Annotated in this window: 19 protein-coding genes; 11 read left to right on the forward strand and 8 right to left on the reverse strand. The window is 61.4% G+C overall.

Annotated features, from left to right (window positions below; translation table 11 throughout):
- Positions 1-50: 50 nt before the first annotated feature.
- The 3 genes from ACPYOJ_RS23690 to ACPYOJ_RS23700 all read left to right on the forward strand — a co-directional run bounded on the left by ACPYOJ_RS23690 (position 51) and on the right by ACPYOJ_RS23700 (position 3288).
- Positions 51-1103, forward strand: coding sequence for an alpha/beta fold hydrolase (locus ACPYOJ_RS23690; protein ID WP_481418419.1), 1053 nt, complete (start codon positions 51-53; stop codon positions 1101-1103).
- Positions 1104-1228: 125 nt separating this feature from the next.
- Positions 1229-1969: a response regulator gene (locus ACPYOJ_RS23695; RefSeq protein WP_481418420.1), complete on the forward strand. Its 741-nt coding sequence runs from the start codon at positions 1229-1231 to the stop codon at positions 1967-1969.
- Complete coding sequence (locus ACPYOJ_RS23700) at positions 1966-3288, forward strand: sensor histidine kinase (RefSeq protein ID WP_481418421.1); 1323 nt, start codon at positions 1966-1968, stop codon at positions 3286-3288. The genes ACPYOJ_RS23695 and ACPYOJ_RS23700 overlap by 4 nt, the downstream gene beginning before the upstream one ends.
- 50 nt (positions 3289-3338) lie before the next feature.
- Here the strand turns inward: ACPYOJ_RS23700 and ACPYOJ_RS23705 are convergent, their stop codons facing one another.
- Both ACPYOJ_RS23705 and ACPYOJ_RS23710 read right to left on the reverse strand, forming a co-directional pair.
- Positions 3339-4241 carry a helix-turn-helix domain-containing protein gene (locus tag ACPYOJ_RS23705; RefSeq protein ID WP_481418422.1) on the reverse strand — a complete coding sequence of 301 codons (903 nt, stop codon included), beginning with the start codon at positions 4239-4241 and terminating at the stop codon, positions 3339-3341.
- A gap of 231 nt (positions 4242-4472) precedes the next feature.
- Positions 4473-5468: an alpha/beta hydrolase gene (locus ACPYOJ_RS23710; RefSeq protein WP_481418423.1), complete on the reverse strand. Its 996-nt coding sequence runs from the start codon at positions 5466-5468 to the stop codon at positions 4473-4475.
- A 228-nt stretch (positions 5469-5696) separates the two neighbouring features.
- Between ACPYOJ_RS23710 and ACPYOJ_RS23715 the strand changes: the two genes are divergently transcribed.
- On the forward strand, positions 5697-5888 hold the full coding sequence (locus tag ACPYOJ_RS23715; RefSeq protein WP_481418438.1) for a hypothetical protein: 192 nt from the start codon (positions 5697-5699) through the stop codon (positions 5886-5888).
- Positions 5889-5963: 75 nt separating this feature from the next.
- On the opposite strand, the gene ACPYOJ_RS23720 is transcribed toward ACPYOJ_RS23715, so the two are convergent.
- Both ACPYOJ_RS23720 and ACPYOJ_RS23725 read right to left on the reverse strand, forming a co-directional pair.
- Positions 5964-7133, reverse strand: a complete 1170-nt coding sequence (locus ACPYOJ_RS23720) for an aldose epimerase family protein (protein WP_481418424.1) — start codon at positions 7131-7133, stop codon at positions 5964-5966.
- 311 nt (positions 7134-7444) lie between these two features.
- Complete coding sequence (locus ACPYOJ_RS23725; RefSeq protein WP_481418425.1) at positions 7445-8470, reverse strand: LacI family DNA-binding transcriptional regulator; 1026 nt, start codon at positions 8468-8470, stop codon at positions 7445-7447.
- 276 nt (positions 8471-8746) lie between these two features.
- Here ACPYOJ_RS23725 and ACPYOJ_RS23730 point away from each other — a divergent pair, with 276 nt between their 5' ends.
- The 5 genes from ACPYOJ_RS23730 (at position 8747) to ACPYOJ_RS23750 (ending at position 14396) form a co-directional block, all read left to right on the forward strand.
- Positions 8747-9793, forward strand: coding sequence for an ABC transporter substrate-binding protein (locus ACPYOJ_RS23730; RefSeq protein ID WP_481418426.1), 1047 nt, complete (start codon positions 8747-8749; stop codon positions 9791-9793).
- A 68-nt stretch (positions 9794-9861) separates the two neighbouring features.
- Positions 9862-10683 carry an ATP-binding cassette domain-containing protein gene (locus ACPYOJ_RS23735; RefSeq protein ID WP_481418427.1) on the forward strand — a complete coding sequence of 274 codons (822 nt, stop codon included), beginning with the start codon at positions 9862-9864 and terminating at the stop codon, positions 10681-10683.
- Positions 10680-11942: a sugar ABC transporter permease gene (locus ACPYOJ_RS23740; protein ID WP_481418428.1), complete on the forward strand. Its 1263-nt coding sequence runs from the start codon at positions 10680-10682 to the stop codon at positions 11940-11942. Before ACPYOJ_RS23735 ends, ACPYOJ_RS23740 begins: the two co-directional genes overlap by 4 nt.
- A 24-nt stretch (positions 11943-11966) precedes the next feature.
- Positions 11967-12695 carry an SDR family oxidoreductase gene (locus ACPYOJ_RS23745; RefSeq protein WP_481418429.1) on the forward strand — a complete coding sequence of 243 codons (729 nt, stop codon included), beginning with the start codon at positions 11967-11969 and terminating at the stop codon, positions 12693-12695.
- Positions 12696-12761: 66 nt separating this feature from the next.
- Positions 12762-14396: an FGGY-family carbohydrate kinase gene (locus ACPYOJ_RS23750; protein ID WP_481418430.1), complete on the forward strand. Its 1635-nt coding sequence runs from the start codon at positions 12762-12764 to the stop codon at positions 14394-14396.
- A 173-nt stretch (positions 14397-14569) separates the two neighbouring features.
- Here ACPYOJ_RS23750 and ACPYOJ_RS23755 read toward each other — a convergent pair whose 3' ends face one another.
- From ACPYOJ_RS23755 to ACPYOJ_RS23770, 4 genes are all read right to left on the reverse strand, one after another.
- Positions 14570-16816, reverse strand: coding sequence for a xanthine dehydrogenase family protein molybdopterin-binding subunit (locus tag ACPYOJ_RS23755; RefSeq protein ID WP_481418431.1), 2247 nt, complete (start codon positions 16814-16816; stop codon positions 14570-14572).
- 11 nt (positions 16817-16827) lie between these two features.
- Positions 16828-17316 (reverse strand): (2Fe-2S)-binding protein, encoded by a 489-nt coding sequence (locus ACPYOJ_RS23760; protein ID WP_481418432.1) that lies wholly within the window; start codon positions 17314-17316, stop codon positions 16828-16830.
- Positions 17313-18692 carry a c-type cytochrome gene (locus ACPYOJ_RS23765; RefSeq protein WP_481418433.1) on the reverse strand — a complete coding sequence of 460 codons (1380 nt, stop codon included), beginning with the start codon at positions 18690-18692 and terminating at the stop codon, positions 17313-17315. Before ACPYOJ_RS23765 ends, ACPYOJ_RS23760 begins: the two co-directional genes overlap by 4 nt.
- 360 nt (positions 18693-19052) lie before the next feature.
- Positions 19053-19463, reverse strand: a complete 411-nt coding sequence (locus ACPYOJ_RS23770; protein ID WP_481418434.1) for a winged helix-turn-helix transcriptional regulator — start codon at positions 19461-19463, stop codon at positions 19053-19055.
- 84 nt (positions 19464-19547) lie between these two features.
- Between ACPYOJ_RS23770 and ACPYOJ_RS23775 the strand changes: the two genes are divergently transcribed.
- Together ACPYOJ_RS23775 and ACPYOJ_RS23780 are read left to right on the forward strand one after the other, a co-directional pair.
- Positions 19548-20708: an alkene reductase gene (locus ACPYOJ_RS23775; protein ID WP_481418435.1), complete on the forward strand. Its 1161-nt coding sequence runs from the start codon at positions 19548-19550 to the stop codon at positions 20706-20708.
- 247 nt (positions 20709-20955) lie between these two features.
- Positions 20956-21252 (forward strand): GIY-YIG nuclease family protein, encoded by a 297-nt coding sequence (locus ACPYOJ_RS23780; protein WP_481418436.1) that lies wholly within the window; start codon positions 20956-20958, stop codon positions 21250-21252.
- Positions 21253-21720 lie beyond the last annotated feature (468 nt).

The following is a 21720-nucleotide window of genomic DNA, read 5'->3' on the forward strand; positions in this document are numbered from 1 at the left end:
ACACGCGGCCGGTTATCTGCCGCTTGTGAACAATTCGACAGGAGAGACCAATGTCAGAGGAAATCAACCTGCACCGCCGCCGTTTCTTCGGCGTGGCTGCCGTGGCCGTTGCGGCAATCGAACTCGGCATGACCAGAACTGCCAGCGCTCAATCTGAACAGACTTCCACTGCACAATTGCCGGCGATCAAAGCCGGGAGCAACACATCCTTCGAAGCATTGAAGCAGGTGCACGCCGGGCTGCTTGATGTCGGATATGCCGAGGCAGGCCCGGCAAACGGCCCTGTTGTCCTGCTGCTGCATGGCTGGCCCTATGACATCCACGCTTTCCTCGATGTTGCACCGCTCCTCGCCTCCGCCGGCTATCGCGTGATCGTGCCTCATCTGCGCGGCTACGGCACGACCCGGTTCCTTTCGACCGAAACTCCCCGGAATGGCCAGCAGTCGGCCTTGGCTGCCGACATGATCGCGCTCATGGATGCGCTCAAAATCGAGAAGGCCATCGTTGCCGGCTACGACTGGGGAGCGCGGACCGCCAACATCATGGCGGCGCTGTGGCCCGAGCGCTGCAAGGCGATGGTCTCGGTCAGTGGCTATCTGATCGGCAGCCAGGAAGCCAACAGGAAGCCGCTTCCCCCGAAGGCGGAGCTTGCCTGGTGGTATCAGTTCTATTTTGCCACCGAACGCGGACGTCTCGGCTACGAAAGCAATCGGCGGGATTTCGCAAAACTCATCTGGCAGACGGCCTCGCCGAAGTGGAACTTCGACGATGCGACATTCGACAGATCCGCGGAATCCTTCGACAATCCCGATCATGTCGACATCGTCATCCATAATTATCGCTGGCGCCTGGGACTTGCCGAAGGCGAGGCTAAATTCGATGCTTACGAAAAGACGCTCGCCACGGGGCCGAAGATCTCGGTGCCGACGATCACGATGGAGGCCGATGCCAACGGAGCGCCGCATCCCGAGCCTGCGTCCTATGCCGGTAAGTTCTCCGGCAAATACGAGCATCGCACCATTACCGGCGGGATCGGCCATAACCTTCCTCAGGAGGCCCCGCAGGCGTTCGCGCAAGCGGTTATAGATGTCGATCATTTTTAGCTAGACGATAGTCCTGCGAAGCTTGTTGCTCCCATTGCAGCAGTATGCGCCTTGGGTCGAATGTGTGAAGTCTAAAGCGAGTGGGCGGCGCAGCCGCCCATGCCGGTGGGGAAGGGGGTTTCAATATGGACCATATCGATCACGTCCTGATCGTCGACGATGATCGCGAAATCCGCGAACTGGTGTCGAGCTATCTGACGAAAAACGGCCTGCGGACGACGGTCGCCGCCGATGGGCGGCAGATGCGCAGCTTCCTGGAGGCGAATGCCGTTGATCTGATCGTGCTGGATGTGATGATGCCCGGTGACGACGGACTGGTTCTTTGCCGCGAGCTTCGCGCCGGCAGGCACAAGGCGACGCCGATCCTGATGCTGACCGCACGCAGCGATGAAATGGACCGTATCCTCGGACTGGAAATGGGTGCGGACGACTACCTTCCGAAACCCTTTGCAGCGCGCGAGCTTCTCGCCCGAATCAAAGCGGTGCTGCGGCGTACGCGGATGCTGCCGCCCAACCTTCAGATCAGCGAGGCCGGACAATTGCTGAGCTTCGGGGACTGGCGGCTCGACACCGTCGCCCGTCACTTGCTCGACAAGGACGGGACCGCGGTTGCCCTGAGCGGCGCCGAATACCGCCTGCTGCGTGTCTTCATCGATCACCCGCAGCGCGTGCTCAACCGCGACCAGCTCCTGAATCTGACGCAGGGCCGCGATGCCGATCTCTTCGACCGGTCGATCGATCTGCTCGTAAGCCGTGTGCGTCAGCGGCTGGGAGACGATGCGCGCGAACCCGCCTATATCAAGACGGTTCGCAGCGAGGGCTATGTCTTTTCGGTTCCCGTCGAAATCGTGGAGCTTCGCCAATGAACACGGCGAAATCCTTCGATCCTAGACGGCTGTGGCCGAGCACATTGCGGTCCCGGCTCTTCCTCATCCTGTTGGTCGGGCTGGCAATTGCCTATGGGCTCTCCTTCAGCGTGCTCTATACCGAACGCTATATGTCCGCGAAGGCGGTGATGCTTGGCACGCTGGAAAGCGATCTCGCGACGTCGATCGCCATCCTCGACCGGCTGCCCGCCAATGAGCGGGCCGATTGGCTCGACCGGCTCAGTCGTGGCAACTACCGCCTTGTGCTAGGGTCAGGCCTCCCTGGTGTACCGGACACATCCGGCCGGGGTGCGGAGATTGCCACCAGGATTGAAGAGGCGGTCGGCCCTCGCTTCCCGCTGCGCGTCGAAGCGATCCCCGGCGATGTGAGCAGATTGCAGGCGCACCTGAACTTGAGTGATGGCAGCCCGTTGACCATCGACATTACGCCGAAGGGCGTCATGCCGATCGCCGAATGGCTGCCCTATGTTTTTGCCATCCAGATGCTGCTCATCATCTTCTGCACATGGTTTGCGGTACGGCTGGCGATCCGCCCTCTCGCTGATCTTGCGGCCGCCGCCGATGCGCTGGATCCGAACAAGAAGAGCCCGGGCCTGAGTGACAGGGGCCCGAGCGAGGTTGCCCACGCGGCAAGGGCCTTCAATGCCATGCGGGATCGAATTGCGCACTACCTCGAGGAGCGCGTGCAGATTCTGGCGGCCATTTCCCACGATCTCCAGACGCCGATTACCCGCATGCGCTTGCGTGCCGACATGGCGGACGATTCTCCGGAGAGGGTGAAGCTCCTGCACGACCTCTCCGAGATCGAGCGCCTCGTTCAGGACGGGATCGCCTATGCGCGAAGCGCGCATGGAAATGGAGAGAAGCTCTCGCGCATTGATCTCGCATCCTTCATCGAGAGCCTTTGCTACGACTACCAGGATACGGGAAAGCCAGTCTCCGTCAGCAGTATGGTGAGTGGAACGGTCGCCACCAAGCCGCATGCGCTTCGCCGCATCCTCTCGAACTTCATCGACAATGCGCTGAAGTTCGGCGGCTCGGCGGAGATCAGCGTCGAGCGAGGAGAAGGCGGCGACATCGCCATTGTGGTCATGGATCGCGGCCCGGGCATTCCGGAAGATCAGCTCGAGGCTGCCATGCAGCCTTTCTTCCGGCTTGAGCAATCCCGCAATCGGGAGACCGGCGGAACCGGTCTCGGTCTCGCCATCGCGCAGCAGCTGACCGCCGCCATCGGCGGCCGGATGAGACTTTACAACCGTGTCGGCGGCGGCCTCGCGGCAGAAATTGTCATCCGCTAGCTGACGCTCGAGCGCCTTCAAGGGTTGCTTCCCTCTCGCCGGAATTTTTACTAGCGGACGGCCTGCTTGAACTTCGCCGGCGTCAAGCCGGTCGCGCGTCGAAATGCGCGCGTAAAACTCGATTGCGACGAATATTGACAATCAAAGGCAATCTCGCTGAGTGACATCTGGCCGATCGTGAGGAGTTTCTTTGCGCGCTCCAGCCGGCGTCCACTTACATAGCTATGCGGTGGCGTCCCGACGCTGGCCGCAAATGCCCGCGTAAAATGGAAGACGCTCAGACACGCTATGCTCGCCAGATCGCTCACTGTAATTTCCTCGGTGAGATGCTCTTCAATATAGGCAAGAACACGCCGCAATCTGACGTTATCCAGTCCAAGTGTCGGCTGGCGTTCTAAACGACGTACCGGAGTCTCTGAGTGCTCATGAAGGAGTCGGGCCGCCAGAAAGAGCGACGCAGTTTCGACCAGCATACGTCCGGACGTGGTCGGATTCGACATTTCGCGTAGGATTGACAAAGCAATCTCGTTGATGATGCCGTCCTGCACGCCGGAACTATAGCGGATCAACTGTCCGGGGAGCCGAGGCACGCTGAAGTCTGTCGCCAGGCGGACGAAAGCGGAGGATGGAAGATAAAGGTGAGCGACTTGTAGTTCTTCCGATGCGATGTGGATTGCGTCGGCTTTGGCGGCCATGGGATTAAGCCAGATCGTGCCGTCGGAAGGCCGAACGCGTCGCTGCTCTCCTCCGACTTTGCACGTCACCGCTCCTTCATCTGAGCCACTGACTATGACCGCTATTTCCAGATCCTCCGCTTCAGCCCCCGGTCCCTCACAACTGGAATGAGCCCGGAACTCTGCAAAGAGCGTCGACCATCCCAAATCGCCCGAAGACCTGAGCAGACGGGAGGCAGGGTATTTTCTGTAACCCTGTGAATGCAGTTCATCCAACATGTCAGCGCACCAACAAGTATGAGGCAACAGCCTGTCCGACGGTAATGACCTAGACGGTCTACAGTCGGCCATGACCAGCCACAACCTGCACCTCAGGATAGGAGAATTTGGTCTAATTCTTTGATAAAGAGCCAAATCTCGGTGCTGTTATTCGTTGTATCCGTGCGCCAGCGCTATTGTTTACCGATCTGAGCCGACGGTGCGATGCGCCGCCGGGTCAGATCGGACCACCTAGTTGTTGATCGGCTCGAGGTGCTGACGCAGACCATCATTGATCTGCTTGATCGCCGCGTCCGTGGAAGGAACGTTGCGAAGCGCGTTCAGAAGCACGAAATCATGGATCGTGCCGTTATAGCGAACCGCATCGACCTTGACTCCCGCATCCTTTAGTCTTCGGGCGTAGGCTTCGCCTTCATCACGCAACGGATCGTTCTCCGCCGTGATGACGAGCGCGGGAGGCAGGCCCTTTAGCTCTTCGTTGCTTGCGCGTAGAGGCGAAACGTAGGGATTGTTTCGAGTCTTCTCGTCCGGCGCGTAGAGATCCCATCCGTACTTCATAAATGCGCGGGCCAGGAATCGGCCTGTTCCGTACTCGTGATACGACTGGGTGTCCATGCTGGCGTCGGTTGCCGGAATGAGAAGCACCTGATACGCGATCTTGGGCCCTTTACGATCCTTGCTCATGAGAGAAAGCGCGGCGGTCATATTTCCGCCGACGGAATTGCCGGCAACGGCGATGCGATTGCCGTCAGCGCCCAATTCATTAGCGTGTTCGGCGACCCATTTCAGCGCACCATAGGACTCTTCGAGTTGCGTCGGGAATTTCGCGGCCGGCAAGGGCGTGTACTCGACGAATACGCCAACTTGTCCGGAGCCGACCACGAGATCGCGGAGCAAACGCTGATGGTTCTCGAAATTCCCGACGATCCAAACCCCGCCGTGTATGAAGAAGAGGACACCTAGCTTTCCGCTCAAGTGTTCGGGCTTCATGATGTAGAGTTTCACTTGCCGTCCGTCCTGGGAGATGACCTTTTCTGTCGTCGTAACTCCGCTCATGTCGACAGGCGTCTTGGACTGCAGGCCTGTGAGGATATCCTGCGGCTTCGGTTGGGGCAGCTCCCAGAATGCGCTGCTGTCCTTGTTGATCTCAGCCAGGAACGACCGGATCTCGGGATCGATTCGTGGATCGGTGTTGGCCTCGGCAGCTATTGCGATCGTTTGGGTCATGAGAGTTGCTCCTATCAATGCGCTTGCGAATGTGCGGATGCGGCCCATGGGAATGCTCCGTGTATTGGGGGGCGTCAGTTTGCGTGACCGTTTTTAGGGGCTCGGCGAGAAGCCCTCTCTGCCGTTCCTGCTGTTGTTTTGACTGATCTTGCGCTTTGCAGGGAGCGATCTTCACCCGCGACATGCCGGTATTGCCGCGGCCACGCGGAGTGCAGGCTGTGGCGGCTGATGCTCAGGCTGCCCGCGATGCGTGACCGGCTGCAAATGCTTGCGGCCCGGTCACGGCGTCTCGATGATCTTTTCGAAGCCTCCTGTCTCGGTCTCGCCATCGCGGAGCAGCTGACCGCTGCGATCGGCGGCCGGATGAGGCTTTACAATCGTCTTGGCGGCGGCCTCGCAGCAGAAATTGTCATCCGCTAAGCGCCACGTTGCTCGGCGCATACCAACATATGGCATGGCTGGACTCCGCAGCCGGGGATGCACGCGTCTCTAGCTCTAGGACGCATCGGTCGAGAACTTGTGTATCGTCGTCGACTTTAGCGTTTCGCCCGGCTTCAGCACCGTCGTCGGAAAGGACGGCTTGTTCGGCGAATCCGGGAAGTGCTGCGTCTCGAGGCAGAAGCCGTCAGTCTGGCGGTATTGTTGACCGGCCGCGCCGACGAGCGTCGAGTCGAGGAAGTTGCCGCTGTAGAACTGGATGCCGGGCTCCGTGGTTGATATCTCCATGATCCGGCCAGAGCGCGGATCGTAGGCGCGCGCCGCGAGCGAGAGGCCACTTCCCGACCGGTTCAGGACGAAGTTGTGATCGTATCCGCGGCCAAAGATCATTTGTTCGTCGTTCGCGCGGATGCGTGCGCCGATCGGCATCCCCTGACGGAAGTCGAACGGCGTGCCGCTCACCGAGGCGAGCTGTCCGGTCGGGATCAGGGTCGCATCGACCGGCGTGTAGCGATCGGCGTTGATCGTGAGGATATGATCGCCGATCCCGCCCACGCCGTCGCCGGCGAGGTTGAAGTAGGAGTGACTGGTGAGATTAACCACCGTTGGTTTGTCAGTCGTCGCCTCGTAATCGATGCGCAGCTCGTTGTCGTCGGTGAGAGTATAGGTGACCCCGACCGTAAGCGCACCGGGATAGCCTTCCTCGCCATCCTTGCTCGTGTAGCTGAGCCGCGCCGCAGCGCCGCTCCCGCCGGTCAGTGGCTCGACGGCCCAGACAACCTTGTCGAAGCCTTTCTTGCCGCCATGCAGGCTGTTTGGTCCGTTATTTGCGGCGAGCTGGTACTGCGTGCCGTCCAGTGAGAACTTCGCGCTGCCGATGCGATTGCCGTAGCGTCCGATCAAGGCGCCGAAATAAGGATTCTTGGACTCGTAGTCGGCGAGTTCCTTGAAGCCGAGCACGATGTTGCCGAGGTTGCCCCAGCGGTCGGGTACGTTGATCGCCGTGATGATGCCGCCATAGGCGATGAATTTGACAGACGCGCCCTTGTCGTTGGTGAGCGTGTAGAGATCGACGGCTTTGCCGTCCTGCGTCTTTCCGAATGGGGTTTTGTCCACGGAGCCGGCGGCGGCGACCGCTGCCGTCAGTAGCACGCCCATGCCAAGCACAGCCGCGCCGAGCACTGACCTACCCCAAATATGCGATATGTTGTGATCGACCCACGTCATGGTTTCCTCCCCTCATAGACATCCTCGCGGCCGGCCTCGGGCGAGCCGCCTGGAAGATCAACTTTAAACCCATCTTAATATTAGCGTAAGCGAATATATGTTATACGGGCGACCGCAGCGCCGCACAGCGCACGCTTTAGTCGAACCCGGCTTCAAGGAGGTTGGTGTGGCTCGCGAACGGTCGATCTCCGCCAAGACGTTGCAGCGCCTGCCGATCGTTTTGCGACCGCCCATGATACGGCGAATAGCTACGAGGAACATTGTCGCGCTTGCGGGGCGGGCGGCTACTGGCGTAAAATCGGCTGCTCTATCTATATGTTCTGCGCGTCTGGAATGAGGGGAGGGACCTGGATAAACACGGGTTTGTTCGATCCGGATTCGATGATCTCAAAGACCTTTTTCAACATTCCCGGTACGTCCTGCCGCACCATCTCGATCCCGTTTCCGAGCAAAGTCACGAAGGGGTCCCAGTCGAAGCAGCCGAGGACGAGGTTGCGGTCGTCGAGGTGGCCGGAGCGGCGAATCCACCGCATGACTCCTTCCAGCGAGATCGTCGAATTGACGAACATGCCTTTAGCCGGCGCATTGCCGCGAAGAGCGAGATCGTCGAGCGCCTTTTCGGCTTTTTCCGGTGCATAGCCGCAGGCAAGAATATTCTCCTCCTGAACGGCGACGCCCAGTTCCGCATGGGCCTCGCGGAACCCTCGTATGCGCTCGGATGTGTTGTGATCGCTGCCTCGCCCGCCAATGAAGAGGAGTGACTCCTTCCTTCCCAGCCTGCGCTCGCAATTGAGCAGAATGCGCCGGGTCAGTTCCCGGGCTCCCGCGAAGTTATCCGATATGACCGACGGGGCAAGCGCGCCGGGGAGGTCGAGATTCAGGCTGCGGACGCCTGCCGCCGCACACATCTCGGTGATCCGGTCGGGATCAGTCGCGCCGGTCGCGATAAGGCATTCGACCTGATAGGAAAGCAAAGTGCGCGCCGCCTCAACCTCGAGTTCGGGATCGCGGCGCGTGCAGGTGATGATCGGAAAAAGGCCGCGCGCACGTGCCATGTCTTCGAAGAGTTCGACGATGGAGCCGAAGTAGCGGTTGTCGTATTTCGGAACGATCATCCCGATGATGTGGGACTTCTCGCGCCTGAGCAGGCTCGCCTGCATGTTCAGAGCGTAACCCTGTTCCTCCGCGATCCGCATGATCTTTTCGGCAAGCTGACTGCTGATCCTGCGCTTCTTCCAATTGCCGTTGAGCACGGCGCTGACGGCGCTCGCGGATGTGCCGGCAAGCTCTGCCAGATCGTAGATTGTCGTTCTCTTCGTCTGCCTTACTTGAGTCAAATCGTCCTTCTCCGTTTCGGCGGTAACTTGACACCAATCGAGAGAAGTGGCAATTCTTGCTTCATCGATTGAGCAAGGCTGCTTTATCGATGAAGCAAGTTGGCTTTGCGCCGACGCAGGGAGGCAGTTTCAAGAAGGACGCGGAGAGGATGTCCTTTTGCAGGAGGCGCACTGATCGTCGTTTTTTCGGCGGCGAAAGGGGCGAGAAACGGAACTGACAGTGGTGACTTCCGGCAATGGCAATGCCTGTATTTTGATCACACAAAGGAGGAGAAAATGAATTATCGTAATTTACTTATGGCTTCGGCGACCATCGTCATGGGGTTTGCCGGCGTAGCCTCGGCTCAAGAGGCCGCTACGGTCGCTTTCCTGATGCCGGACCAGGCATCCACACGCTATGAGCAGCACGACTTCCCCGGCTTCAAGGCTGAGATGGAAAAGCTTTGCCCGAAGTGCACGGTGGTCTATCAGAATGCCAATGCCGACGCCTCGCTGCAGCAGCAGCAATTCAATTCGGTGATCGCTCAGGGTGCCAAGGTGATCGTTCTCGATCCGGTGGATTCCGCCGCTGCGGCCGGTCTGGTCGAGATCGCGCAGTCGCAGGACGTCAAGGTCATTGCCTATGACCGTCCGATCCCGGACAAGCCGGCAGACTATTACGTTTCCTTCGACAACGAAGGTATCGGCTATGCGATCGCGAAATCTCTGGTCGAGCACCTCAAGGCTGCCGGCGCTCCAGACGGCGCGGGCATCCTTGAAATCAACGGTTCGCCGACCGACGCGGCCGCGGGCCTGATCCGCGACGGCATCCATCGCGGCCTCAAGGAATCCGCCTACAAGACGCTCGCGGAATACGACACGCCGGAATGGGCGCCGCCGAAGGCGCAGGAGTGGGCCGCCGGCCAGATCACCCGCTTCGGCAAGGATATCAAGGGTGTGGTCGCCGCCAACGACGGTACGGCCGGCGGCGCGATTGCCGCATTCAAGGCAGCCGGTGTGAATCCGGTTCCGCCGGTAACGGGCAACGATGCAACGATCGCGGCGCTTCAGCTCGTCATCTCCGGCGACCAGTACAACACGATTTCGAAGCCCTCCGAGATCGTCGCCGCTGCCGCCGCCAACGTGGCGGTGCAGATGATCAAGGGCGAACAGCCTAAGGCCAAGACCACGCTCTACAACACGCCGTCGGAACTGTTCATCCCCGCCGTCGTTACGGCTGAGAACATCAAGGCCGAAATCTTCGACAAGAAGATCCAGACGCCCGAGCAGATTTGCACCGGCGAATACGCCGACGGCTGCAAGAAGCTCGGCATCACCAACTAAACTCGCCCATTGTGCTCCGGCCGTGTTCGTCGCGGCCGGATGCGCGAGCGGCAAGAAGGGCTACAGCCATGATTACGGACGTCAAGGGTATGCCGGAGAGAGGACAGACGATCCTCCGGCTCAGCAATGTTTCCAAACATTTCGGAGCGGTTTCGGCGCTGGCCGACATCGAACTAGAGGTGAAGGCTGGAGAGGTCGTGGCGCTGGTCGGCGATAACGGCGCCGGCAAATCGACGTTGATCAAAATACTTGCAGGCGTTCATCAGGCGTCCTCCGGAACGATCGAGTTCTGCGGCAGCAGCGTCACGCTGGATAGTCCGAGCAAGGCTTTGGAACTCGGCATCGCGACCGTGTTCCAGGACCTTGCGCTCTGCGAAAACCTCGATGTCGTCGCCAATCTCTTCCTTGGCCACGAGCTTTCTCCGTGGGGTCTCGATGAGGTGGCCATGGAAGTTCGCGCCTGGACGCTCCTCCGAGAGCTTGCTGCGCGCATTCCGTCCGTTCGTCAGCCCATCGCGTCTCTTTCGGGAGGACAGCGCCAGACGGTTGCGATCGCCCGCTCGCTGCTGCTCGACCCGAAGATCATCATGCTTGACGAGCCGACCGCAGCCCTCGGCGTCGCCCAGACTGCCGAAGTCCTCAACCTGATCGACCGCGTCCGCGAGCGGGGCCTCGGCGTCATCATCATCAGCCATAACATGGAGGACGTGCGCGCGGTGGCAGACCGCATCGTCGTGCTCAGGCTTGGCCGCAACAACGGCGTCTTTACGCCAGACGCATCCAATCACGACCTTGTCGCCGCAATCACCGGCGCAACCGAAAACGCCGTTTCCCGGCGGATCGAGCGCAAGGCCGGCACGATACATGAGACGAGCGGGAGACCGGTATGACCCAGAAGACGCCCGACACCCTCAGCAGGCCGGCCGCGGCTCTCGACCGCAGCGACGAACGCGTCAGGCACGACGACAATATTCTGGGAATGGCAAAGGCTTTCTTCGACCGCGTGCGGTCGGGCGATCTCGGCATGCTGCCGGTTGCCGTCGGCCTCATCGTCATCTCGACGGTCTTCTCGATTCTCAACCCCGTGTTCCTCGCGCCGAACAACCTCGTCAACCTCTTGTTCGATTGCGCCACCGTCGGGGTGATTTCGCTTGGCATCGTCTGCGTCTTGATGCTCGGCGAAATCGATCTCTCGGTCGGGTCGATGAGCGGCCTCTCCTCGGCAATTCTCGGCGTGCTTTGGGTGAATGCCGGTTGGCCAGCGGTCGCAGCGATATTGGTTGCGATCGTCGCGGGTCTCGTCGTCGGCTGCCTTTACGCGGTTCTCTATAACCGGCTCGGCATGCCGAGCTTCGTTTCGACGCTGGCGGGCTTGCTCGCGCTCCTCGGCATGCAGCTCTACATCCTTGGGCCCACGGGCAGCATCAATCTGCCCTACGCATCGTCGCTCGTCCGCTTCGGCCAGATCCTCGTCATGCCGGATTGGCTTTCCTATCTGCTGGCGCTCCTGCCGGGCATCGCGATCGTCGTGAACGGAATGAGAAACCGGCGGCAGCGTCAATCCGTCAATCTTTCTTCGCAACCGCTCGGCGCGCTCGCAATCAAGGCCATCGTGCTGACTGTGGCGCTGGAGTTCGCGGCCTACTACCTCAATCTCGGCCGCGGCGTGCCGTGGATGTTCGGCCTCTTCGTCGCGCTCGCCGTGATCCTGAACTATATGCTGACCCGCACGAAATGGGGACGCTCGATGTTCGCGGTCGGCGGCAATCGCGAGGCGGCACGCCGAGCGGGCATCAACGTGCGCCGCATCTATCTCAGCGCCTTCGTGCTCTGCTCGACACTCGCCACCATCGGCGGCATCCTTTCGGCTTCGCGACTTGCCTCGTCCAGCCAGCAGGCAGGCACGGGCGACGTGAACCTCAACGCCATCGCCGCGGCAGTCATCGGCGGCACAAGCCTCTTCGGCGGCCGTGGCAGCGCCTATTCCGCCCTGTTGGGCATCATCGTCATCCAGGCGATTTCCAACGGGCTCACTCTTCTCAATCTCAGCTCCTCCCTGCGCTACATGATCACCGGCGCGGTTCTGGCGATCGCCGTCATTGTCGATTCGCTCGCCCGTCGCTCACGTGTCAGCCATGGACGCGCCTGACCGCATTTCCAAGGAGTATTCGTCATGACTGACCTCATGAAAGGCAAGGTTGCCGCCATCACGGGCGCGGCATCGGGCATCGGATTGGAGTGCGCCCGCACACTTCATGCCGAAGGTGCAACCGTCGTGCTCGTTGATCGCGCCAGGGAGAAGCTCGAGGCTCTTTGCAACGAGATGGGCGCGGGCGCTCTCCCGCTGGTGGTCGATCTTCTCGATGGAAAGCAGGTTTCCGGCATGCTGCCTCGCATTCTTGAGGCGGCCGGCCGGCTCGATATCTTCCACGCCAATGCCGGCGCCTATATCGGCGGGCCGGTCGCGGAAGGTGACCCGGACGCCTGGGACCGCATGCTCAACCTCAACATCAATGCGGCGTTTCGCTCGGTCCATGCGGTGCTGCCGCATATGATCGCCCAGAAGTCGGGGGATATCCTTTTCACCAGCTCGGTTGCGGGCGTCGTGCCGGTCGTATGGGAGCCGATCTACACGGCTTCGAAATTCGCCGTGCAGGCTTTCGTCCACTCCACACGCCGTCAGGTCGCGCCACATGGCGTGCGCGTCGGCGCGGTGCTGCCGGGACCGGTCGTGACCGCCTTGCTTGACGACTGGCCGAAGGCGAAGCTGGACGAGGCGCTTGCCAACGGCAGCTTGATGCAGCCGAAGGAAGTGGCCGAAGCTGTTCTTTTCATGCTGTCGAGACCGCGCAACGTGACGATCCGCGACCTCGTGATCCTGCCGAACAGCGTCGACCTCTAAGTGTTGACAGTTCCGGTTGCCGGAACGCAATAGAACCCGAACCTTGCCGATTTAAAGCGAGAGACCATGAGCGACACATCCCACACGCCACCAGCGGGTGCCAAGCATGTCATCGGCGTCGATGTCGGCACCGGCAGCGCCCGCGCGGGCGTGTTCGACCTGACCGGGCGGATGCTTGCGTCCGCCAAGCGGGATATCACGCTGTTCCATGAACCAGGCGCCATAGTCGAGCAATCGAGCACCGAGATCTGGCAAGCCGTGTGCGGGGCCGTGCGTGAAGCCGTCGCCGCGGCCGGGGTCGATCCCGCTTCCGTCGCGGGTCTCGGCTTCGACGCCACATGTTCGCTCGTCGTGCTCGGGAAGGGCGGAAAGCCGCTTCCCGTCGGTCCTTCGGAAAATCCGGAACGAAACATCATCGTCTGGATGGACCACCGCGCCGTCCCACAGGCGGAGCGCATCAATGCGCTTGGCCACGACGTGCTGCGCTATGTCGGCGGTCGCATTTCGCCCGAGATGGAAACCCCCAAGCTTCTCTGGCTCAAGGAGAATCGTCCGCAGGTGTTCGATGCCGCATGGCAATTCCTCGACCTTGCGGACTTCCTGACCTGGCGGGCGACGGGGGACCTGTCGCGCTCGACCTGCACGGTCACCTGCAAATGGACCTATCTTGCTCATGAGAAGCGATGGGATGCCGATTACTTTCACCAGATCGGCCTTGGCACGCTGGCGGACGAAGGGTTCGCCCGCATCGGGCAGGCCATCGTCGAGCCCGGCTCAGCACTCGGCCAGGGGCTGACCGAGGCCGCTGCCAGCGAGCTTGGCCTCCACCCAGGAACGGCGGTTGCTGCCGGACTTATCGATGCTCATGCGGGCGGGATCGGAACCGTGGGCATCGGGGCAGGCCCGCAAGCCAATCTGGCCTATGTTTTCGGCACCTCGTCCTGCACGATGACGTCGACGGCAGAGCCGGCCTTCGTACCCGGTGTCTGGGGGCCCTACTATTCGGCAATGGTGCCGGGAATGTGGTTGAACGAGGGCGGCCAGAGCGCTGCCGGCGCTGCGATAGACCATCTTCTGTCCTTCCATCCGGCCGCCGCAGGGGCGAGGGAGCTTTCGAAGCGCGCCGGAGTTCCACTGCCGGTTCTGCTGGCAGACATGGCTGCGCAAAAGGCAGGCCGTCCTTCGGAAGCAGTCAAGCTCGTGACCGGCCTGCATGTTGTTCCCGAGTTCCTCGGCAATCGTGCGCCATTTGCAGATCCGCACGCCCGCGCGATCATCGCCGGTCTCGGGATGGAGAGGGATATCGACAGCCTGGTTCTCCTCTATGTCGCAGGGCTCTGCGGCATCGGCTACGGACTCAGGCAGATCGTCGATACGCAGGCTGATGCGGGCGTGACCATCGAGAATATCGTCATCAGCGGCGGCGCAGGCCAGCACGATTTCGTTCGCCAGCTGCTCGCCGACGCGAGCGGCAAGCCGGTCGTCGCAACCAAGGCTGAGGAACCCGTATTGCTGGGTGCCGCCATCCTGGCAGCGGTCGCTGGCAGGGTGTCTTCGGATGTACGCGACGCCATGACGAAATTGTCCGCCGCCGCGCAGGCATACCAACCGGCGGAAGGCCTGATCGCCGATCTTCATGCCAAGCGCTACAAGGGTTTCAAGGAGCTTCAAACCTTGACGCGAAACCTTCGGCAGTGCTGAGGCCGACGTATCCTCGTGAACCGGATGTCGATGCGAGCTCTACTCCAGTGCTCTCGATCGCGGATCGGTTTCGAGCGTCTGTCCGACATTGATCCACTTAGAAGCCTCGACCGACGAGCACAAAAAAGCCCGGCACTCTGGCCGGGCTCTAGGCACGTACAGGCATAACCGGCTTAGGCGCCGAGCGTTGCCTTTACCCTTTCCCGCGTATAGGGCAGGTCGTAGATGCGCTTGCCGGTCGCGTGCTTGAGGGCGTTGGCAATGGCTCCCCCCGTCGGTCCCTGGGCTGCTTCCGCAACGCCAAGATAGGGCTGGCCGGGATTGTCGACGATATGCACCTCGATGCTGTCCGGAACCGCGCTGAATCGCAGGATCGGATAGGCCGACCAGTCGGGGCTGGTGATGCGGGTGTTGTTGAAATGCACCGCCTCGTACAGCGTCCAGCTCATCGATTGCAGGATGCCGCCTTCCGTCTGGTTGATGATGGCGTTCGGGGCAACCGCCTCGCCGCAATCGACCGCCGAGACCACATGCGAGATGCGGATATTGCCGGTCTCGGCATCCACGTCCGCTTCCAGCGCAATGGCGAGATAGGCGGCGTGGTTCTTGTACTTGGCAAAGGCAAAGCCTCGGCCCTTGCCCGCCGGCAGCGGATCATTGCTCCAGCCGAACTTCTCAGCCGTTACCTCCATGACCTTCCGGGCCCGCGGATCCTTCATGTGCCGGAGGCGGAATTCGACGCGGTCGGCGCCGGCGGCTTCCGCCAACTCGTCCATGAAGCTCTCGATCGAGAAGACGTTGCAGTAGGCACCGAGGCCGCGAAGCGCGGAAACGCGGACCGGCATGTCTGGAACGAAATGCCAGTTCACGCGCTGGTTCGGGACGTCGTAAAGCGGGATGGCGTTGCGGTCTCCATTGCCGAGCGGCGAAATCTGCAGCTTGGCCGGATCCGGCGGAAAGTGCTTGGCCATCAGGCGGCCGGCGAGCATCGAGCCGGCGGAACCCGGACGCGTTCCGTGGTTGTTGCTCCACAGATCGTAATGCCAGTTGACGATGTTTCCCTTGTCATCGAGCGTCGCATTGGCGCGGGTCAGCATGCCGGGACCATAGGGCTCCCACAGATGCTCCTGATCGCGCATCCACTGCACGCGCACCGGACGGCCGGGAAGCGCGGTGGCGATGAGCGCCGCATCGGCTGCCGCATCGTCGGCGCCGTTATGGCCGTAGCAGCCTGATCCTTCCGTGTGGATGCAACGCACCTTTTCCGGCGGCATGCCGAGCATTTCGGCGATCGCCTTGCGGTCCGGGTAGACGCCCTGCGTATGCGTCCAGACGGTCAGTGCCTCGTCCTTGAACACGGCGACGGCGGCGGACGGACCGATCGAGGCGTGCATCTGGTAGGCGCGGGTGAACTGCGCAGACAGCGTCTTGACGCCCTCGGCCGTTTCCGCGCCGACCGAAGTGACGACGCCGACTTCGGTGACGTTGGCTTCGAGGAATGCCGGAAGCTGGTCTTGGTCCGGAAGCGCGGCCTGTTCCTGCCATTTTGCGATGGCAGTCATGGCGCGCATTGCCTTGACCGCCTGGAATTCCTGCTCGGCCACGACGGCGAGGAAATCGCCGTCGCGCACGATGGCGATCACGCCTGGCATCGTCTTGATCTTGGATTCGTCCAGATCGACGAGCTTGGCCGAATAGCTCGGCGGGCGCACCACGCGGGCATGGACCATGCCTTCGGGCCGCATGTCCTGCACATAGGCTTCGCCGCCGGTCACCTTGCCGGGAATGTCGACGCGGGCGAAGGGCTTGCCGATGGCACGATAGCTGTCCGGAGACTTGATCTTGGTGGTCGGGTCGGCATCGATATGCAGCATCTGCTCGGAGACGAGATCGCCGTAGGCGACGGAGGCGCCGTTGGGAGCGATCACCTTGCCGCCGTCGGCCTTGAGCTCTTCGGCCGGGACGCCGAGCTTGCCGCTCGCCTGGGCGATCAGGATCTGGCGGACCTGCGCGGCCGCATATCGGATGGCCGTGCCGCTATTCTGGATCGTCTGGCTGCCGGCCGTGTAGCCTTCATTGGGGGTGATCGCCGTATCGGCGGTGATCAGGTTGATCTGGGCCGGAGCCACTTCAAGCTCTTCGGCCGCGATCTGGCGCAGCGAGGTCTTGGTGCCCTGGCCGAGCTCGGCCTTGCCGGTATAGACCGTGATCGAGTTGTCGGCATCGATGCGGATCCAGGCATCCAGCGACGGCGTGTCGGCGAGGCTGCCCTGCAGCTTCGGGGCAACCGGCTTCGGGGCATTGGCGACTTCGCCTTCCTGGGCGAAGGTTTCTGCCGGAATTGCAAAGGAGACGACGAGGGCGCCGGAACCGGCAAGGAAACCGCGGCGGGTGACGTCAAGGAAAGTGGGGGCGTTCATCTTCTTTCTCCTCAACCGGCGGAGGCGGGGGCGGCCGAGGCCGACTTCATCAGCTCGCGCGCATGCTGGACGGATTTCAGGATGCGCATATGCGTGCCGCAGCGACAGAGATTGGGCTCGAGCGCCGTGCGGATATCGGCATCGGTGGCGTCGGGGTTGGACTCCAGCAGTGCCTGCGCCCGCATCATCATGCCGGCGATGCAATAGCCGCATTGCGCCGACTGTTCCTCGATGAAGGCCTGCTGCATCGGGCCGGGATTGTCGATTGTGCCGAGGCCCTCGACCGTCTTGATCTGCCGACCCTCGAGCAACATGATCGGGGTGAGGCAGGAGAAGATCGCCTCGCCGTCGACCATGACCGTGCAGGCGCCGCACTGGCCCATGCCGCATCCGAACTTGGCTGCATTCAGCTTGAGATCGTTGCGCAGCACGTAGAGGAGCGGTGTGGAGGGATCGGCCTCGACCTCGTGGGCCGCGCCATTAACGTTGAGCTTCATCATTGGTCTTGCGCTCCTATATTATCGGGGCCGCGCTCGATGCCGTCGGACGGCCGGACGCTGACCTGGAACTTTCCATTTCTGGTATCGGCTGCGCGGCTTGCCACATCCGTCCAGGCCGGCTTGCCGGCGAAATTGTCGCGCAGATAGGCAAGCAGATCGGCCAGTTGCTGGTCATTCATCGTTGCGGCAAAGCCGGGCATGATCGCGCTCTGGCGACCGCTTGCTGCCGGCAGGCCGAAGAGCACCGTATTGATCGCATTCTGCGCATCCGGCGCATTGATCGTGGTGCTCAGATGAAAGTTGATCCCGCCGAAGGGAAGGGGGCGGCTCCCGTCATGACAGGTGGCACAGGCCGCCTCGTAGATCGCCTGGCCGCGGCCGGTCGGCGTATCGGCTGCCGGTGCCGGCGCGCTGGCAAGCGCGAGGCTGTCGCTGACCTGTTTGCGGATCTCCTCACCCTTCTGCACCCGCTCGGGGGAGGGCGTGCCCATCAGCGAAGCAAGGTAGGTCGCGATCGCATGGACATCGGAATCGGGCAGCAGGCCGAGATTGCCCGTTACCTCGCCCATCGGGCCGTTGGTCACGCCGTGGTCCGGATGCCAGCCCTGGCGCAGATAGGCATAGAGGCTGTCCTGAGTCCACGCAACCGGGGCCGGCGAACTGGCGTCGAGCGCGAAGGCCGTCCAGCCCTCGGCCTGGCCACCGGCCAGATGCGCATCAGCCTTTTCGGCGCCGAGCGCGTTGCGCGGCGTATGGCAGGCGCCGCAATGGCCGAGACCGTTGACGAGATAGGCGCCGCGGTTCCACTCCGCGCTTTCTGACGCGACGTTCTCATAGGCGCCCTCGTTGAAGAACAGCGTCTTCCAGCCGGCGAGCACGAGACGGACATTCAGCGGGAACGGCAGCTCGTTTGCCGGCGGCGTCTGCTTGACCGGCGGTCGGGTCATCAGGAAGGCATAAAGCGCCTTGTTGTCCTCATCAGAAACCAGTGTGAAGTGGTCGAAGGGGAAGGCAGGATAGAGATGCTTGCCATCGCGGCTGACGCCCTCGCGCATGGCGCGGTTGAAGGCTGCCTCCGACCAGGTGCCAATGCCGGTTTCCGGATCCGGCGTGATATTGCTGGAATAGATGGTGCCGAAGGGCGTCGGCAGCGCAAAGCCGCCGGCGAAGGAGTGGCCTCCCGGCTGTGTATGACAGGCTGTACAGTTGCCGACCGCGGCCAGCATCGCGCCCTTGTGGACCAGCGCCTGATCGAAGGATGCGCGGTCCGGCGGCGTGATCGGCGCAATCGCGGATTTCCAGGCAATGGCAAAGAAACCCGCGCAGGCGACGATCACAACGCCCAACAGGCCAACTAGGATATGCTTCAATTTCACTTAGTTCTCCTCGGCTTTCCCCTGGTGGCAGAAAGCGCAGGCGACAGGGCAAAAGCCCGTATGCTCGACGATAAGATGATGAAAATATTCATGATATTTATCTTGAAAAAAGATATACATCGCGCTTTGTGTCCGTCAATTCACATCGTTTGTGATCGCGCAGCAAAATGAATCTGGGAGCCAGCGTAAAATCATCTGGCGTGGCTCTGACATCGGCGATGGATGACGCTTGCTCGCCGGGAGAGAGCTCTTCTTTCTTCGCGCTGACGGCAGTACGCGACAGCAAATGCCGTCATAAACCTGGCGTAAATGCTAGCTCTATTGCTCCAGCGGTCTCGATCACGGGTCCCTTTCGAGCGCCTAATCACCCGAACGTTTCGAACAGCGATAACCAGTAGTCGTATGATCTCGAACGACAGCATCGCATGGCAGAAGCCTATGGGCCTCATCGAGCTCCCTGGCGTGATGGGCTCCCCATTCGATAAGGGAATCCAAGATGGGCTGCAGGCTTTCGCCGAGCGGCGTGAGCAGGTACTCGATCCCCTGAGAATCCCCCGCGCGCGGCTGTCGGCTCACCATTCCATGTTCCTCAAGCGCTCGCAGTTGCTCGATCAGCACCTTCTGCGTGATGCCCGCAATGCGCGTCTCCAGCTCGCAGGTGCGTTGCGGGCCATCCAGCAGCGCATAGAGGATAACCGCCTTCCAGCGCCCTGAGATGACACCCAGCGCACGCTCGACCGGCAAGCCCGGCAGTCTCTTGATGATGTTCATTTGCCACCACTGACCAAAGGGTGTGTAGATTGGGATAGCTGCCAATAGGTAAGCCTTCGATCAGCAACAACCGAAGGAGTATCTATGGTGGACCTGTTCGAATCTCAATGGCTCGCCAGCACCGTTCAACTGAAGAACCGGATTGTCATGGCGCCCATGACACGCACGCGGACGTCCGAGGGCGACGTTCCCAATGAATTGATGGCTACTTACTATGGGCAACGTGCCACTGCCGGACTGATCGTCTCCGAGGCGGTCGACGTTCACCCGTCTAGTAACGGTTACGCCATGACACCGGGTATCTACACGGACGCCCAACTGCAGGGCTGGCGTCTGGTGACTGATGAAGTCCACCGCAAAGGCGGCACGATATTCTCTCAGATATGGCATGTCGGGCGAATGGCCCATCCGTTGGGAATGCCGAATGGTGAGGCCCCCTGGGGTGTGACCGAGCAGCGTGCCGAAAATTCGGATGTCTTTGCGCACGGCCCGGATGGCAAGCTGGGCTATATGCGCGCAGGTATGCCAAGAGCTCTCACGGCGGATGAAGTATCGGCTTTGGTCGGAACGTTTGCCCAAGCCTTCGCCAACGCGCGGAAGGCCGGTTTTGATGGGGTCGAAATCCACGCGGCCAACGGCTATTTGTTCGAGCAGTTCATGAATTCGGTCCTCAATACGCGCACCGATCGCTACGGAGGCGGTAGCGTCGAAGATCGCACGCGCTTCCTGATGGAAGTCGTCGACGCGGCGGTGCATGAATTGGGTCCGGGGCGCGTGGGCGTTCGCCTGGCTCCTTATGGCACGTTCAACGATATCCCGGCGGACCCTCTTACGGAGGAGACATTGCTGTATGTTTCCGAGCAATTGGGTCGCCGCGGTGTCGGATATATGCATCTGGTCTATGAGCTGATGCCCGCGGGAAACATGGAGAGTGCCGAGTTCGAGAAACACCATGTCGACCATGCTGTGCTTGCCAAGGTTCGGGCGGCGTTTCCTGGCGCAATCATCTGGGCCGGCGGCTTCACCAGCCGCGAGAGCGCTCAGGAAGCGCTGGACACCGGTTTGGTGGACCTGATCGCCTTCGGCAGGCCATTCATCGGAAACCCGGACCTTGCTGAGCGTCTGAAGCACGGCTGGCCGTTGGCCGAAGCGGATCGTTCGACCTATTACACCCGACGCGGCGAAGTGGGTTTTACGGACTTCCCTGCCTATTCGACCGGTGGCGCTGCACGCCGCGCAGTCTGACCGCGGCGGGTCGGTTAGGCGGTCAGAGCAAGCCTGCGTTGAAAAATAGAAAAGGGTGGCAAAGCGACCCTTCTCAAAAATCCAGCGGCAAACCAAGCGATAGCAAGGAGGGAGCAGGGTCGGCATGACGCAAACGACCAGCCCTCATCCTGAGGCGCGCAGGCGAAGCCGGAGCCTCGAAGGACGAGGGCGGGTTGCTGCCTGAATACCCGTCATGGTAGCGATTCTAAATCGTTGGGGGCTGGCCATGGAAGTAACCGTCTACATTCTTCGATGCCGCGATGGCTCCTATTATACGGGGCTGACCAAGCAGAACATCGAAGCGCGCGTCTGGGAACACAATGCCGGCATCTACGACGGCTACACAGCCAAACGTCTCCCGGTCGAGCTGGTTTTTACCGAGACCTACGACCGCATCATTGACGCCATCGCGCGCGAACGGCAGGTCAAAGGCTGGTCCCGGCGGAAGAAGGAAGCGCTGATTGCGCTGGATTACGAGGCGCTGCCGGGCTTGTCGAAGCGGGGACCGGTTTCGGCGAAGTAAGGAGGGGTGCTGGCCAGCCTCTGATCCTTCGAGGCTGCGCCCTTCGGGCTTCGCACCTCAGGATGAGGCTGGATTGGGCGCGCGGAGAGCAGAGACGCTGCAAGCGTAGATTAGCCAGACGTCACAGCGGCGCCGGCATTTGAATTTCCAGCAAGGCGCAGACGATCAGCCCTCATCCTGAGGTGCGCAGGCGCAGCCGGAGCCTCGAAGGACGAGGGCGGGTGATGTGGGCACCCGCGGCGGCCAGCCTCCGATCCTTCGAGGCCGCACCCTTCGGGCTCCACACCTCAGGATGAGGCTGGATTGGGCGCGCGGGGAGCAGAGACACTGCAAGCGTAGAATTTAGCCGGACGTCATGGCTCACGCCGCCTTTGACTTGCCAGCAAGGCGTAGACGATCAGCCCTCATCCTGAGGTGCGCAGGCGCAGCCGGAGCCTCGAAGGACGAGGGCGGGTGATGTGGGCACCC

Source organism: Rhizobium sp. SVR5-9E, assembly GCF_056755095.1.